General features: G+C 61.2%; 14 protein-coding genes and 1 pseudogene. 3 read left to right on the top strand and 12 right to left on the bottom strand.

Annotated features, from left to right (window positions below):
* Window positions 1-38: 38 nt before the first annotated feature.
* The 7 genes from deoD to I6L36_RS15615 all read right to left on the bottom strand — a co-directional run bounded on the left by deoD (window position 39) and on the right by I6L36_RS15615 (window position 7,284).
* Window positions 39-755, bottom strand: coding sequence for a purine-nucleoside phosphorylase (gene deoD, locus I6L36_RS15645; RefSeq protein ID WP_005341325.1), 717 nt, complete (start codon window positions 753-755; stop codon window positions 39-41).
* 133 nt (window positions 756-888) lie between these two features.
* Window positions 889-2,097 carry a phosphopentomutase gene (locus I6L36_RS15640; protein ID WP_039039948.1) on the bottom strand — a complete coding sequence of 403 codons (1,209 nt, stop codon included), beginning with the start codon at window positions 2,095-2,097 and terminating at the stop codon, window positions 889-891.
* A gap of 14 nt (window positions 2,098-2,111) precedes the next feature.
* Window positions 2,112-3,443 (bottom strand): thymidine phosphorylase, encoded by a 1,332-nt coding sequence (deoA, locus tag I6L36_RS15635; RefSeq protein ID WP_043153005.1) that lies wholly within the window; start codon window positions 3,441-3,443, stop codon window positions 2,112-2,114.
* 109 nt (window positions 3,444-3,552) lie between these two features.
* On the bottom strand, window positions 3,553-4,326 hold the full coding sequence (deoC, locus tag I6L36_RS15630) for a deoxyribose-phosphate aldolase (protein WP_109112054.1): 774 nt from the start codon (window positions 4,324-4,326) through the stop codon (window positions 3,553-3,555).
* 387 nt (window positions 4,327-4,713) lie between these two features.
* Window positions 4,714-4,884: a XapX domain-containing protein gene (locus tag I6L36_RS15625; protein WP_010673027.1), complete on the bottom strand. Its 171-nt coding sequence runs from the start codon at window positions 4,882-4,884 to the stop codon at window positions 4,714-4,716.
* Between the two features lie 123 nt (window positions 4,885-5,007).
* Window positions 5,008-6,282 (bottom strand): NupC/NupG family nucleoside CNT transporter, encoded by a 1,275-nt coding sequence (locus tag I6L36_RS15620; RefSeq protein ID WP_039039944.1) that lies wholly within the window; start codon window positions 6,280-6,282, stop codon window positions 5,008-5,010.
* Window positions 6,283-6,495: 213 nt separating this feature from the next.
* On the bottom strand, window positions 6,496-7,284 hold the full coding sequence (locus tag I6L36_RS15615) for a TatD family hydrolase (protein WP_119197009.1): 789 nt from the start codon (window positions 7,282-7,284) through the stop codon (window positions 6,496-6,498).
* A gap of 40 nt (window positions 7,285-7,324) precedes the next feature.
* Between I6L36_RS15615 and tppF the strand changes: the two genes are divergently transcribed.
* Window positions 7,325-7,939 (top strand): type IVa pilus pseudopilin TppF, encoded by a 615-nt coding sequence (gene tppF / locus I6L36_RS15610; RefSeq protein WP_109113084.1) that lies wholly within the window; start codon window positions 7,325-7,327, stop codon window positions 7,937-7,939.
* Here the strand turns inward: tppF and I6L36_RS15605 are convergent.
* The 4 genes from I6L36_RS15605 to amt form a co-directional block, all read right to left on the bottom strand.
* Window positions 7,908-8,078 (bottom strand): DUF5363 family protein, encoded by a 171-nt coding sequence (locus I6L36_RS15605; RefSeq protein ID WP_174213910.1) that lies wholly within the window; start codon window positions 8,076-8,078, stop codon window positions 7,908-7,910. The genes tppF and I6L36_RS15605 overlap by 32 nt on opposite strands.
* Window positions 8,079-8,159: 81 nt before the next feature.
* Window positions 8,160-8,669 carry a GNAT family N-acetyltransferase gene (locus I6L36_RS15600; RefSeq protein WP_174213912.1) on the bottom strand — a complete coding sequence of 170 codons (510 nt, stop codon included), beginning with the start codon at window positions 8,667-8,669 and terminating at the stop codon, window positions 8,160-8,162.
* A 112-nt stretch (window positions 8,670-8,781) separates the two neighbouring features.
* Window positions 8,782-10,134 (bottom strand): 23S rRNA (uracil(1939)-C(5))-methyltransferase RlmD, encoded by a 1,353-nt coding sequence (gene rlmD, locus I6L36_RS15595; RefSeq protein WP_039039940.1) that lies wholly within the window; start codon window positions 10,132-10,134, stop codon window positions 8,782-8,784.
* A gap of 230 nt (window positions 10,135-10,364) precedes the next feature.
* Window positions 10,365-11,792, bottom strand: coding sequence for an ammonium transporter (gene amt, locus I6L36_RS15590; RefSeq protein WP_109113082.1), 1,428 nt, complete (start codon window positions 11,790-11,792; stop codon window positions 10,365-10,367).
* A gap of 533 nt (window positions 11,793-12,325) precedes the next feature.
* On the opposite strand from amt, the gene I6L36_RS15585 reads away from it, so the two are divergent.
* Complete coding sequence (locus tag I6L36_RS15585) at window positions 12,326-12,694, top strand: VOC family protein (RefSeq protein ID WP_045523149.1); 369 nt, start codon at window positions 12,326-12,328, stop codon at window positions 12,692-12,694.
* A 713-nt stretch (window positions 12,695-13,407) separates the two neighbouring features.
* On the opposite strand, the pseudogene I6L36_RS22030 reads toward I6L36_RS15585, so the two are convergent.
* Window positions 13,408-13,524, bottom strand: a pseudogene (locus I6L36_RS22030) (IS3 family transposase); the annotation flags it as partial.
* 53 nt (window positions 13,525-13,577) lie between these two features.
* Here I6L36_RS22030 and I6L36_RS15580 point away from each other — a divergent pair.
* Entirely contained in the window at window positions 13,578-14,495 is a 918-nt protein-coding gene (locus I6L36_RS15580; protein WP_109113269.1) for an IS5 family transposase, read from the top strand.
* Window positions 14,496-14,686 lie beyond the last annotated feature (191 nt).

Genomic DNA, 14,686 nt, shown 5'->3' with positions numbered 1-14,686 from the left:
CGGCCCGAGGGCCGCCGTTTTTTTATGCGCGAGGGGGATCAGTTGTCACCCAGCAGGACGGAGTCCAGCGCGATTTCGATCATGTCGTTGAAGGTCAGCTGACGCTCTTCGGAGGTGGTCTGCTCACCAGTACGGATATGGTCGGAGACGGTGCAGATGGTCAGCGCCTTGGCACCGTACTCGGCGGCCACGCCATAGATACCGGCGGCTTCCATCTCGACACCCAGGATGCCGTATTTTTCCATGACGTCGAACATGGAGGGGTCCGGAGTGTAGAACAGATCGGCGGAGAAGATGTTGCCCACGCGCACGGCCACGCCCTTGTTCTTGGCGGCCTGAACGGCATTGGCCACCAGGTCGAAGTCGGCGATGGCGGCGAAGTCGTGGTCCTTGAAGCGCAGACGGTTCACTTTGGAGTCGGTGCAGGCACCCATGCCGATCACCACGTCACGCAGTTTCACGTCTTCACGCACGGCACCGCAGGAGCCCACGCGGATCAGGGTCTTCACGCCGTAGTCGGTGATCAGCTCTTTTGCGTAGATGGAGCAGGACGGGATGCCCATGCCGTGACCCATGACGGAGATGCGACGACCCTTGTAGGTGCCGGTGAAACCGAACATGTTGCGCACGTCGCACACCTGCTCGACGTTCTCCAGGAAGGTTTCGGCGATGTACTTGGCACGCAGGGGGTCGCCCGGCATCAGCACGGTATCAGCAAAGGCGCCATCTTTCGCATTGATATGAGGAGTTGCCATTCTCTTTATTCCTTCACACTAGGTTGAGTTTTATTGTCTTTATGGATTGTCCGCTGCCTGCGCGGCGGCGGTACATTACAGGAAACCGGGGCCCTGTGGCACCCCGGGCAGGCGAACCGGCCCGGGGTCACCATCACAGGAAGCTGGTACCGTATTGCAGCTTGGGCAGGCCGTGGTAGGCCGCGATGCTCTGGCCGATGTCGGCGAAGGTCTCGCGACGACCGACGGAGCCCGCCTTGACCGGCTTGCCGTAGAACAGTACCGGAATGTATTCGCGGGTGTGGTCGGTACCGCTCCAGGTCGGGTCACAGCCGTGGTCGGCGGTCAGCACCACCACGTCGCCATCCTGCAGCAGGTCGAACAGCTCCGGCAGGCGGGAGTCGAAGTACTCCAGCGCATCGGCGTAGCCCTTGACGTCACGGCGGTGACCGTAGGAGGAGTCGAAGTCCACGAAGTTGGTGAAGACGATTGTCTGGTCACCGGCCGCTTTCACCTCTTCCAGAGTCCTGTCCCACAGCTCGGTCAGACCGGTCCCCTTCACCTGCTTGGTGATGCCCTGCTGGGCATAGATGTCGGCGATCTTTCCGATGGAGACCACCTGGCCACCCGCTTCCTTCATGTAGTCCAGCACGGTCGGCGCCGGCGGCAGCACGGAGTAGTCGTGGCGGTTGCCGGTGCGCTTGAAGTTGCCCTTGCCGCTGCCCACGAACGGACGCGCGATGACGCGGCCGATGTTGTAGGGCTCCAGCAGCTCGCGCACGATGTGGCACAGCTCATAGAGCTTCTCGAGGCCGTAGGTCTCTTCGTGGCAGGCGATCTGGAACACGGAGTCGGCAGAGGTGTAGAGGATCGGCTTGCCGGTGCGCATGTGCTCTTCGCCCAGATCGTCCAGCACCTGGGTGCCGGAGGCGTGGCAGTTGCCCAGATACCCGGGCAGACCGGCCTTCTCGACGATGGCATCCAGCAGCTCCTGCGGGAAGCTGTTGTGATGGTCGTGGAAATAACCCCACTCGAACAAGACGGGCACGCCGGCAATCTCCCAGTGACCGGACGGGGTGTCCTTGCCGGAGGAGAGCTCCTGGGCAAAGCCGTAGGCACCGATCACCTCGACATCCTTGTTCAGTCCGGCCGGGAAGGTGCCGCTGGCGAGTTCGCCCGCGTGGCCCAGACCCAGCTTGCTGAGGTTTGGCAGGTTGAGAGCGCCACGGCCCTCGATCTCACCGGCGGCGCACGCCTTGGCGATATGGCCAAGGGTATTGGCACCCACGTCGCCGAACTTGTCGGCATCGGCGGCAGCACCAATACCGAAAGAGTCCATCATCAGAATAAAGGTACGTTTCATGGGACTTCCCCTTGTTACAAATCAGCCAGACCGATGCGACGGTAAACCTCGGGCAGCGCCTCTGGTCGGGTGTCGCCGATCTTCACGGCAGCCTGCACCATGCGGGCAGCCTCGGCAAATTGAGCTTCTGTCTGAGCGTGGATCAGGGCGAGCGGCTTGTCAGCATCGACGCTCTGACCCAGGCGGATAAAGTCGGTCAGACCGACCGCATAATCGAGTTTGTCGGCGGCGGCGCGGCGACCACCGCCCATGGCGACCACGGCCAGGCCCAGTTCACGGGTGTCCATGGCGGTGACGAATCCACTGTGGGCCGCGTAGACGGGGCGCACGATGGCGGCTTTGGGCAGGTAGGCGTCGTAGCGCTCCATGAAGTCGGCGGGACCACCGAGGCCGGTCACCATGCGCCCGAAGATCTCGGCTGCCTTGCCATTGTCCAGCACCGCTTGCAGCTTGGTGCGGGCATCGCCGTCATCGCTGGCAAGACCGGCGGAGATCAGCATCTCGGCGCACAGGGCCATGGTCACTTCGTGGATGCGCGGGTTGCGATACTCACCGGTCAGATAGCGCACCGCTTCGCGCACTTCCACGGCGTTGCCGGCGCTGGAGGCCAGCACCTGGTTCATGTCGGTCAGGAGTGCAGAGGTGCGGCAGCCGGCCCCGTTGGCCACGGCGACGATGCTCTTGGCCAGTTCCTCGGAGGCTTCAAAGGTCGGCATAAAGGCGCCGGAGCCCACCTTCACGTCCATCACCAGGGCTTCGAGCCCGGAGGCAAGCTTCTTGGAGAGGATGGAGCCGGTGATCATGGCAATGGACTCGACGGTGGCGGTGATATCCCGTACCGCGTAGATACGCTTGTCGGCCGGGGCGAGATCGCCGGTCTGGCCGATGATGGCGACCCCCGCCTCTTTCACCACTTTCAGGAAGCGGTCGTTGTCGACCGAGGTCTGGTAGCCGGGGATGGCGTCCAGCTTGTCCAGGGTACCGCCGGTGTGGCCGAGACCCCGGCCGGAGATCATGGGCACGAAACCACCGCACGCAGCAACCATGGGGCCCAACATCAGGGAGACAACGTCACCCACACCGCCGGTGGAGTGCTTGTCGACGATGGGGCCGCCCAGGTTGAGGTGGTCCCAGGTCAGCACCATGCCGGAGTCGCGCATGGCGCAGGTCAGGGCGACCCGCTCATCCATGGTCATGTCCTTGAAGTAGACCGCCATGGCCAGGGCCGCGATCTGCCCCTCGCCGATGGTGTTGTTGGTAATGCCCTGGACGAAGAATTGAATCTCTTGGGTACTGAGCGCTTCACCGTTGCGCTTCTTGCGAATAATTTCTTGAGGCAAAAACATCTTTCATTCCCTCCGCCATTGCTGGCGTTACACAAGCCTGAATCCTTGCCCGCGCACCACAGGTGGGGGCTTAACAGGGCGGACAGCAGTCCGCCCTCTCATCAACCTATTAGTAACCGCTGGTGTTGGCCGGCTTGTCGCCATGCCCCAGAGTGGCCAGCAGGCTGGCCAGCAGGCTGGATGCACCAAAGCGGAAGGTACGGGCGGATACCCAGTCGTTGCCGAGGATCTCTTCGGCCATGGCCAGATACTGACCCGCCACGGCGGCGTCTTTCACGCCACCGGCCGGCTTGAAGCCGACTTTCGGATTCTTGGCCTTGATCACTTCCATCATGATGCGGGCCGCTTCAGGGGTCGCGTTCACCGGCACCTTGCCGGTGGAGGTCTTGATGAAATCGGCACCGGCGTCGATGGAGATCTCGGAGGCGCGACGGATCAGCGCCTCTTCCTTCAACTCGCCGGTCTCGATGATCACTTTCAGCAGTACCTTGGCGCCGCAGGCTTCCTTACAGGCTTTGACCAGATCGAAGCCAACCTGTTCATTGCCGGCCATGAAGGCGCGGTACGGGAAGACCACGTCCACCTCGTCGGCACCGTAGGCCACGGCGGCACGGGTCTCGGCCACGGCGATCTCGATGTCGTCGTTGCCGTGGGGGAAGTTGGTCACGGTCGCGATGCGCACGTCGGCGGCGCCGATGTCACGCAGGGTCTTGCGCGCGATGGGGATGAAACGGGGGTAGATGCAGACGGCGGCGGTCAGGCCGGCCGGAGACTTGGCCTTGTGGCACAGGTCGATCACCTTCTGATCGGTGTCGTCATCGTTCAGGGTGGTCAGGTCCATCAGGTTCAGGGCGCGTTGGGCGGCCACTTTCAGATCAGTCATGCTATGTCTCCAAAGTCTTGTTAAGCCCCATCACCCGCGATCGGCTTCACCGAACACCAAGGGTCGGCAGAGACGTTCCCGGAGCAACGGGATATGGAATTGCAGCGCAAATGCACAGGCAATACGGCTGCAAATAAGGCAAGAGCCCTGTCACTTTCTTACAAAAGTGCGGACTTGGTTCCATGAAGACTTGAGAAAGGCCGACTACGCAGACCCGACTTCCCAATCAATTCCATTTGACCGCCAACACCCGGATTCACCGGGCATTAGTCAATGCCAGCACCCTGCTGGCATCGCCTATTTCAGCCGAGATACCCCGTGTTTGCAAGCCGGATTTGCCAATTTCAGAGGTACCTCACACCCGGAAAATCCAGCGCTGGAAGGCGCTTAAGAGAAGAAGCGGGTCAGGATCCAGGAGTAGGCAATGCCCCCCAGATAGACCCCCACGATCCCCATGACGCCGGAGAGGACGGGCGGCGCCGGTATCGGCAACTTGAGGAAAGAAAACAACACCCCAACGATAAAGCCGGCCGCCATAGCCAGTAGCACTTCATTCATAGAACCTCCGATTTGACTCACTTTATTATTAGTCTTGACAGGAAAACGGTTGTCACCACCCCAAACGAGAACGCCACAGCAAATCGCTGTGGCGTTCGTCTTTATCCTGTCAGTCAGGCGATGTTACATGCCGGACAGCGCCAGGAAGAAGCCTGCGATGGTCGCAGACATCAGGTTGGACAGGGAACCTGCCAGCACGGCCTTCAGACCGAACTTGGCGATGGTGCCGCGACGGTTCGGTGCCATGGAGCCCAGACCACCCAGCAGGATGGCGACGGAGGACAGGTTGGCGAAGCCGCACAGGGCGAAGGAGATGATCGCCTTGGTGTGCTCGGACATGGCCACACCGTTGATCAGCACTTCATCCTTCAGGTAGGGAGCGAAGTTCAGGTAAGCCACGAACTCGTTGACCACCAGCTTCTGACCGATGAAGGAACCGGCCACGACCGCTTCGCTCCAGGGCACGCCGATCAGGAAGGCCAGCGGGGAGAACAGCCAGCCCAGCAGCAGCTCCAGGGAGAGTTGCGGGTAACCGAACCAGCCGCCCACACCGGAGAAGATGCCGTTGATCATGGCGATGAGGCCGATGAAGGCCAGCAGCATGGCACCCACGTTCAGGGCAAGTTGCAGACCGGCGGAGGCACCGGCGGCAGCGGCGTCGATCACGTTGGCAGGCTTGTCGTCCAGCTCACCTTCTGCGGTGTTCTCGTCGTAGCTCGGGGTCTCGGTTTCCGGTACCAGCAGCTTGGCGAACAGCAGACCACCCGGGGCAGCCATGAAGGAGGCGGCGATCAGGTATTCCATCTTGACACCCATGGAGGCGTAACCGGCCAGCACGGAGCCGGCAACGGAAGCCAGACCACCACACATGACGGCGAACAGCTCGGAGTCAGTCATCTTGGAGATGAAGGGACGTACCACCAGCGGGGCTTCGGTCTGACCGACGAAGATGTTGGCAGTGGCGGAGAGGGATTCGGTACGGGAGGTGCCCAGCACCTTCTGCAGACCGCCGCCCAGCAGCTTGATCACCCACTGCATGATGCCGAGGTAGTAGAGTACCGCGATCAGGGAAGAGAAGAAGATGATGACGGGCAGGACGCGGAAGGCGAAGACGAAGCCACCGCCACCGAACACTTCGAACATCTTGTTGCCAACCAGACCACCGAACAGGAATTCGATGCCGTTCTGGCCATAACCGATGACGCTGGAGACGGCGTCGGACACGCCCACCAAGATGTCACGACCGACCGGTACGTAGAGCACGAAGGCCCCCAGACCGGCCTGGATGGCAAAGGCGCCACCTACGGTACGAATTTTGATTGCCTTGCGGTTGCTGGAGAACAGCACCGCAATCAGGACGAGCGTCGCCATCCCTACCAGACCCATTATCAGATTCATTATTAACACTTCCTCTTTAGTAGCACCTGCCAGCTTGTTAACGATTTGTGTATTGAAGCCGCTAATCAAGGGTGCGCATTATACTAATTACGGTGCGACAAAATAGAATACTGGTCACATTTTATAAGCCACAAACGGCCTGAACATCGTTTAATTAGACCGCAAACGATTTTTATGGGCCCTGTTTTTTATCACTCGGTCATCATTTGATAATCAAATGTTAATTTCATGATTTCCTGGGGGGAACAGCCGCCGGGTGGAGTCATGTAACACCGAAATAACATCCTCCAGCGGTTGCTGCCGCAATTGTGCCAACAAGCGGGCTATGGTCGGCAGGCTGGCCGGCGTGTTCACCTCCCCCTGCTGGCCTTGCAGCGGCATGTCGGGAGCGTCGGTTTCCAGCAGCAAGGATTCCAGCGGCATGTCGCGCACCGCCTCTCGGGTCTTGTTGGCCCGCTCGAAACTGATGACCCCGCCGATACCGAGCCGAAATCCCAGTTGCCAGAACGCCTCCGCCTGATGCAGGGAGCCGCTGAAGGCATGAATGACGCCCCCTTGTGGCGGTGTGAAGCGCCGCAGGATCTTGGCGACCGTGTCGTTGGCACGCACCGAGTGGACGATGAGGGGCAGCTCATGCGCCATGGCCAGCCGCACCTGCGCCTCGAACATCTCGACCTGCCCCTCCTGCGGCACATGGGAGCGCAGATCCAACCCGCACTCCCCCACGGCCACCAGCCCACGGGGCCGACTCGCCAGCAGGGTCTCCAGCCGGGTCAGTACATCCCGGGGCTGCTTGCCCACATACCAGGGATGGATCCCCAGGCCATAACGGATGCCGTCGTGGCGCCCGGCCAGCGCCATCACCCGCCCCCAGTTTTCCTCTCCCACGGCGGGGATGATATACTCGCCCACCCCCAGCTGGCGCCACCGGGTCAGCAGCGCCTCCCTATCGGCGTCAAAGACCGGAAAATCGAGGTGGCAGTGGGTGTCTATCAATTCCATGTCGCGCTTACCTGTCTGTCGTACTCAATGGGTTCATTCCATGCCAACACACGTTTCCCGAGGCTTTACCCTGATAGAACTGGTGCTGGTCATCATAGTGCTGGGGATCCTGGCCGTCACCGCCCTGCCCCGCTTCATCAGCATCCAGGACGACGGGCTCAAGAGCAGCGTCGCGGCCACGGCGGGCAGCTTTGCCAGTGCCGCCCGGCTCGCCCACGCCGGCTGGGCGGTCAAGGTAAAGGGGGAGCCCCTGGCACTCTACAACTTTAGCGGCATGGGCAGGCAGGATCTCGACATCAACAGCCATGGCTGGCCGGTGGGCACCAAGGAGGACCAGGGAGGTCAGGGGCCCGATACCGTCTTCCCCGGTGGCGACAGCGATCAGATCTCCGTCAGCAGCCGGGACGACTGCGAGAGCCTGTTTGGCGCCCTGCTCGATACCGATCTGACGGTGGCCGATGAGTTGCACCAGGATTCAGACAGTGACTACATCTCCCGGCTCATCCCGGCAGACGCTCAGGCTGACGGCGCCCTTCGTCACGACAACTGCCGCTATACCCTGCGCAGCTCCGTTGGCCGCTTCCCGGCATACCCCGACGGGCTATCGTTCGACGACAACAGCGTCACTGGCGCCGTGACCCGCCAGTTCCAGTGAGGTCGTCGCCCTTGTCCGGGCGCTTCTTCTCTTCATCATGGCGTACCGGCGCGCAGCAGCGCCGGTTCTCCGGTGTGAGTCCCCACTCCTGGCACCAGGCATCGTAGCGAGCCAGCCAACGCAGCAATATCCCCTTCATGGGCGCCTCCTTGTCTCGATGGTTTCCCCACAAGCCTGCCCCAATCCAACTCCCCAGACCAGCATCTCGGGGCCAGCGGCGTCATGGCCTGTCCAGCGGCAGCAGCAGCCCCATGGAAATCTCGTCCACATAGCCCTCGTCCAGCCGATAGGCCTGCCGTCTCACCCCTTCCTCCACGAACCCGCACTTGCGATACAAGGCGTGGGCCACCTCGTTGTGGGCCATCACTCCCAGCTCCAGCCGGTGGATACCGAGATCCCTCGCGGCCGCGATCAGGGTACGCAGCAACCGTTCACCCCATCCCTGCCCGCGCGCCCCCGAACGCAGCCCCATCACCACCAGGGCGCAGTGGCGGTTGCGTGCCAGGCCGCCACCAAGGAGCGCGGCAAACCCTTGCACCTCCCCCGCCAGATCCAGCAGCCACATGGCCTGGTTGGGGGCCGCGGCCATGGCCTCGAGCCGCCTGCGCTGCCCCTCGATGTCCGAGGGGCGCTCTCCCGCTTCATACAGCATGAAGCGGGTCTCCCTGTCCAGTTGCCCGAAGAAGCGGTCCAGCGCCGCCGCATCCTCCACCCCTGCCATACGAATCATCACGCCGACCTCCCTGCCTGGTGGTTCTGCCGACCACGACCATAAAAAAAACGACTCCCTCAGGAGTCGTTTTTATCAGAGCCATCTGGCTAACGCCACGCCCTCGGCCCGCTCAGGCTTTCGCTGGCAGGCTCAGGCGAGCAACCGCTTCCACGTGCATGGAGTGCGGGAACATGTCTACCGGCTGCACCTCGTCCAGCACGAAGCCCTGCTTGACCAGCCAGGCGAGATCCCGGGCCAGGGTCTGGGGGTTGCAGGAGACATAGACCAGACGGCGCGGCGCCATGGCCACCAGGGTCTGCAATACCGCCTTGTCACAACCCTTGCGGGGCGGATCCATCACCACCACGTCGGCACTCACCCCGTCGGCATGCAGGGCAGGCATCAGCTGCTCCGCCTTGCCCACGTGGAACTCGGTCTGCTCGATGCCGTTGAGGGCCGCATTGCGACGGGCGTCGCTGATGGCGCTCTCCACCGACTCGATCCCCACCACCTTGGCGGCCTTGCCTGCCAGGAACAGGGAGATGGTGCCGATGCCGCAATAGATGTCGAACACCGTCTCGCTGCCGGTCAGCTCGCAATACTCCAGCGCCTTGGAGTAGAGCACGTCGGTCTGGCTCGGGTTGTTCTGGAAGAAAGAGAGGGGCGAGATCTCGAATTCGAGCTCGTGGATCTTGTCGCGGATCACCCCGCTGCCCAGCAGCACCCGGTTCTTGTCACCCAGGATGCGGTTGGTACGCGCCTCGTTGATGTTCTGCACCAGAGTAGTGACCGGCAGATCCGCCAGGGCCGCCAGCAGCTCGGCTTCGAACGGCAGCGCTTCGCCCAGGGTCACCAGCACCACCATCAGCTCGCCGCTCTTGAAGCCCTTGCGGGTCATCAGGTTGCGTACGCAACCGGTGTGGGCCACCTCGTCATAGGCCGCGATGTCGTGCTCGCGCATCCAGTTGCGTACCCGGGCGTTGAGCTCCACGTGCAGGGAGTCCTGCACCGCGCAATCATCGGCGGTGATGAGGTCATGGGAGTGTTTGCGGTAGAAGCCGATCTCGGCGCCCGCCTCGCTGCCACGCACCGCGTACTGGGCCTTGTTGCGGTAGGCAAACGGCGTCTCCATGCCGAGGATGGGGTTGACCACGGCCTCACCCAGCCCGACCTGCTCCAGTGCGCTCTGCACCAGGCTCTGCTTGAGGGCAAGCTGGGCCGGATAGGCCAGCGGGCGCACCTGGCAGCCACCGCATTCGGTGTTGGGGCAAAAATCGGCCACCCGATCGGCAGAGGGCTGGGTCAACTCGACCAGCTTGCCGTGCAGGTAGTTCGGTTTGACCTCGGTCAACTCGACCAGCGCCTGCTCACCGGGCAGCAGACCCTCGACAAACAGGGGGCGATCGAACAGGCGACCCTTGCCATCCCCCTTGTCGGTCAGTTCCAGAATATCGATCTGATGTTGGTGTCCCACTAACGGCATGAGCGGCTCCGAAGGCATGAAAGAGAGGGTGACGACGGGGCAGACCCGGCGACCCTGAATAAAGGGTGGCAGAGTTTAGCGGAGATCCGCCCAAAATGCAGGCATAAAAGACCCCGCAAACACAAATAGCAACCCCGGCCACCAGCGGCCCGGTCCGGGCAGCCTGGACAGCCCGCCCCAATAAAAAACCGCCGGACGGGGCCGGCGGTATGACATTCATGGCAGCAGGATCAATGGCTGTAGGCTTTCTCGCCGTGGCTGGTCACGTCCAACCCTTCGCGCTCGGCATCTTCCTTCACCCGCAGACCGATCAGCAGGTCCACCAGCTTGTAGGCCACGGCCGAGACCAGGGCGGTCCAGACCACGGTCACCCCCACGCCGATGACCTGTACCTTGACCTGGGCCAGGATGGAGTATCCCTCGGCCACCTGGTTGGTCACATAGTCCCACACCCCGGTGCCGCCCAGATCCGGGCTGGCGAACACCCCGGTCAGCACGGCACCCAGGATCCCGCACACCCCGTGCAGGCCGAACACGTCCAGGCTGTCATCGGCCCCCAGCAGACGCTTGAGACCGTGCACGCCCCACAGACCGGCCACCCCGCTGAGCAGGCCGATGATGAGAGCGCCCCCCACACCGACGAAACCGGCGGCAGGGGTGATGGCGACCAGGCCCGCCACCGCACCGGAGACAGCGCCAAGCAGGGAGGGACGGCCCTTCATCGCCCACTCGGCGAAGGTCCAGGAGAGGGCGGCAGCGGCAGGTGCGATCCAGGTGTTGGCGAAGGCCAGGGCCGCCGTGCCGTTGGCTTCGAGGGAAGAGCCAGCGTTGAAGCCGAACCAGCCGAACCACAGCAGGGCGGCACCGATCATGGTCATGGTCAGGCTGTGGGGGGTCATGGGGTCACGGCCATAGCCAACCCGTTTGCCCACCATGAAGGCCCCAACCAGACCGGCCACCGCAGCGTTGATGTGCACCACTGTGCCGCCGGCGAAGTCCAGAGCGCCGTGCTGGAACAGATAGCCTGCGGTGGCACCGGCCGCTTCGGCGGCGGCCGCATCCGTGTAGGCATCCGGACCCGCCCAGTACCACACCATGTGCGCCATCGGGATATAGGCGAAGGTGAACCAGATCACCGCGAACAGCAGCACCGCCGAGAACTTCATCCGCTCGGCAAAGCCGCCGACGATGAGCCCGCAGGTGATGGCGGCAAAGGCACCCTGGAACACCACGTAGATGAACTCGCTGATCCCGACCCTCTTGCTGAAGGTGGCGGCGATGGAATCCGGCGTCACCCCCATCAACAGCACCTTGTCGAAGGAGCCGTAGAAGGCGCCGCCCTCGGTGAAGGCCAGGGAGTAGCCGTAGACCACCCAGAGGACGGTGATGAGGCAGAACAGGGTGAACACCTGCATCAGCACGCTCAGCATATTCTTGGCGCGCACCAGGCCGCCGTAGAAGAGGGCGAGGCCCGGCACGGACATCAGGATCACCAGGGCCGCCGCCACCATCAGCCAGGTATTGTCCCCCTTGTTGATGGTCACGGTCGTGGCCGCCTGTACCACATCGGCCTGCGCGGCCACCTCTTCGGCCCAGCCCGGGGCGGCCATGGTGGCGGCCAGCGCCAGCAGGCCAGTCATTACGAGTCTCTTGAACATACAGCCCTCTCCTTGTCGTCCCGGCATCCGGGTCCATTTCCTGATATGCATTTCCAACCTGGCCACCTGCCCACCGTACCTGTGTGGCTCACGGAGACATCATGGCGACATGACATGGGGAAAGCATAAAGCAGGCCAAGAAAAATAATCCTTTTATTTCATGGCGTTATGTTTTCATCACATTCAACACGCACCATCTTGGCGCACGATGCCCGGTTACAGGGGGAAAATCGCACTTTGGCTGTGCATTGCCGGGAAAATGCACCAGGATGACCCAACCACCTCACAATGACGGGGCGAACCCGTGGTGATGTCACCTTGGCAGGCTTATCTATCCCGCTAAGGTATTTATGAAATAAATGAAATGGGCCATACCATGGTGAAATCAAATGAGGCTGACGGCCAATATCCCCCCACCCGAGGGGCACAAGCACGATAAGAGTGCAAACTCGCGCCATTCGTCTGGCCTGCCCCGAAATGCCCGGTCATACTGGCAAGCCATCTTCCCCTGTTCCCAGCGCCGCGAGGAGCCCATGCCCAATCTCAACGTGACCGAAATCAAGGCCTTCGTGCCTGCCCGGGATTTCACACTGTCAAAGCAGTTCTATCAGGATCTCGGCTTTACCCTGGCCTCCGATGGCGACGGCGTGGCCTATTTTCATCTCGGCAACGCAAGCTTCCTGCTGCAGGATGGCAACCCCCCGGGGCTGGCCGAGCAGCTCATGATGCACCTCCTGGTGGAGGACGTGGCCGCCTGGCAGGCCCAAGTGGAGGCGAGCCAGGTCGCCGCCCGCTATGGAGTCAGGGTCACGGAGCTCGTCACCCAGCCGTGGCGCATGAAGGAGTTCTGTCTGTACGACCCCTCAGGCGTGCTGTGGCGTATCGCGCAGAATATCGACTGAGGGGATGGCAGTCCGAGAGGTTGATGGCCTGACAGCCTGTGGGTCTGAAGGTCTGAAGGTCTGAAGGTCTGAGGGTCTGAGGGTCTGTGGGTCTGAGGGTCTGTGGGTCTGTGGGTCTGTGGGTCTGGTGGTCTGTGGGTCTGTGGGTCTGTGGGTCTGTGGGTCTGTGGGTCTGTGGGTCTGTGGGTCTGTGGGTCTGTGGGTCTGTGGGTCTGTGGGTCTGTGGGTCTGTGGGTACACCTCTTAGCACCGCCCGGAAAAACAAAAGGCCATCCGCGAGGATGGCCTTTTGTCATGGAATCTGATGGTGCCCGGGGTCGGACTCGAACCGACACGTATTGCTACGGCGGATTTTGAATCCCGAAACTGCGGTTTCACAAGGATAGTACGACTCGTAATGCCTTGAATCAAGAGGGTTTGAGTTATCTCCAGTTTGCTGTGAGTGAGGCGGGTTTGCACACTTTGCACATTTTTACCCACCGAAATCACACGCCAACGACTAGCAAAACTAGGTAATCCCCACCAAATTTCACTGTCTCTTGCTAGAACTACTTCGCATGTTGACTGCATGTTCTCGTGGTTAGCATGAAGCCTGCCGTATCCACTTTGAAGCAGCTCAGCCAGACCTGCTGCTGGTAGAACACCGTCAAGGTCCACCAGCTGCCAAGTTGGCCGGTATTCCCCCCATTCTTAGGGGCACTCAAAAGTAGAGGTCATGCGGTCTGCATTAGGCGCTGTTTTGGCGTGTAGCCACCCAGCGCCATATTGGGCCGTTCATGGTTATATGTCCACAGCGGCGTTGTTGCCCAAATCGATGCAGCTTGAATGGAACTAACCGAGGACTCGGTGATCTGATCACCACCATCCTCTTCAAGTCTGCATCATGGCCACGTCACTTCACCCCATCACCAACTGGCCTAAATACAACAAGTCTTTGATTAACCGTGGTTCACTCACCTTCTGGGTTGATGCTGAGGCCACGAGCAACTGGTTTCACCACGACCATCATGGACGGCGGGGCCGCAGCCAGCTTTACACTGACCAGACCATCTGTACCTTCCTGATGCTCAAGGGAATTTTCAACCTCACTCTGCGGGCGACTCAGGGACTACTCGACTCCCTGTTTGAGTTGATGAACGTACCACTCTGTGCTCCCGATTACAGTTGTGTCAGCAAGCGGGCCCGCACGGTGACAGTGGCCTATCGGCAGCCCAGCAAGGGGCGCATTACCGACCTGGTTATCGACTCGACTGGCCTGAAGGTGTTTGGTGAAGGCGAGTGGAAGGTCAGAAAACACGGGGCCGAGAAGCGGCGAGTCTGGCGTAAGTTGCACCTGGCGGTAGACCCGGTGACCCACGATATCGTGGCGGCGGAAGTCTCGCTGGAAAATATCCATGATGCCGAGGTGTTGCCGACCTTGCTCAACCCTCTGCGGCGTAAGCTGGGACATGTTTATGCGGATGGCGCCTATGACACCAAGGCTTGCCATCGGCTGATAGCCAGCAAGGGGGCGAGCGCCTGTATCCCGCCCCGCAAGAGCGCGGGGTTATGGAAAAAAGGACACCCAAGAAATGGCGCAGTGCTTGTGATGCGCAAGGAAGGGCTGGCGCACTGGAAGAAGATATCGGGGTATCACCGTCGCTCGCTGGCAGAGACGGCGATGTATCGGTTCAAGCAGTTGCTGGAGGGGAAAATCAGTCTGCGTAACTACAACGGCCAAGTGGGCGAAGTGATGGCGTATGTGAAGGCAATGAACAAACTAAATACCCTTGGCCTGCCTGTCAGGCAGCCCCAAATGTAGCTGTCACTTGGGGCTGGGGAAGTTGTCGCCTGATGGCTGATTTGGGCAACAACGCCGTCCACAGCCAGTTCGTGGCAAATGTCTGTAATTCATTCACCCTAAAATGGTGTCCGGGATAATGAGACTACTACAGTTTCGTGGGACTAGGAGGAAAATATAGGGGCACCCGAACAGTTATTTATAGTAGAAAT

The sequence above is a fragment of the Aeromonas sp. FDAARGOS 1406 genome, assembly GCF_019048565.1.
Taxonomy (GTDB): domain Bacteria; phylum Pseudomonadota; class Gammaproteobacteria; order Enterobacterales; family Aeromonadaceae; genus Aeromonas; species Aeromonas caviae.
This window is presented reverse-complemented; position numbering and strand designations above follow the sequence as displayed.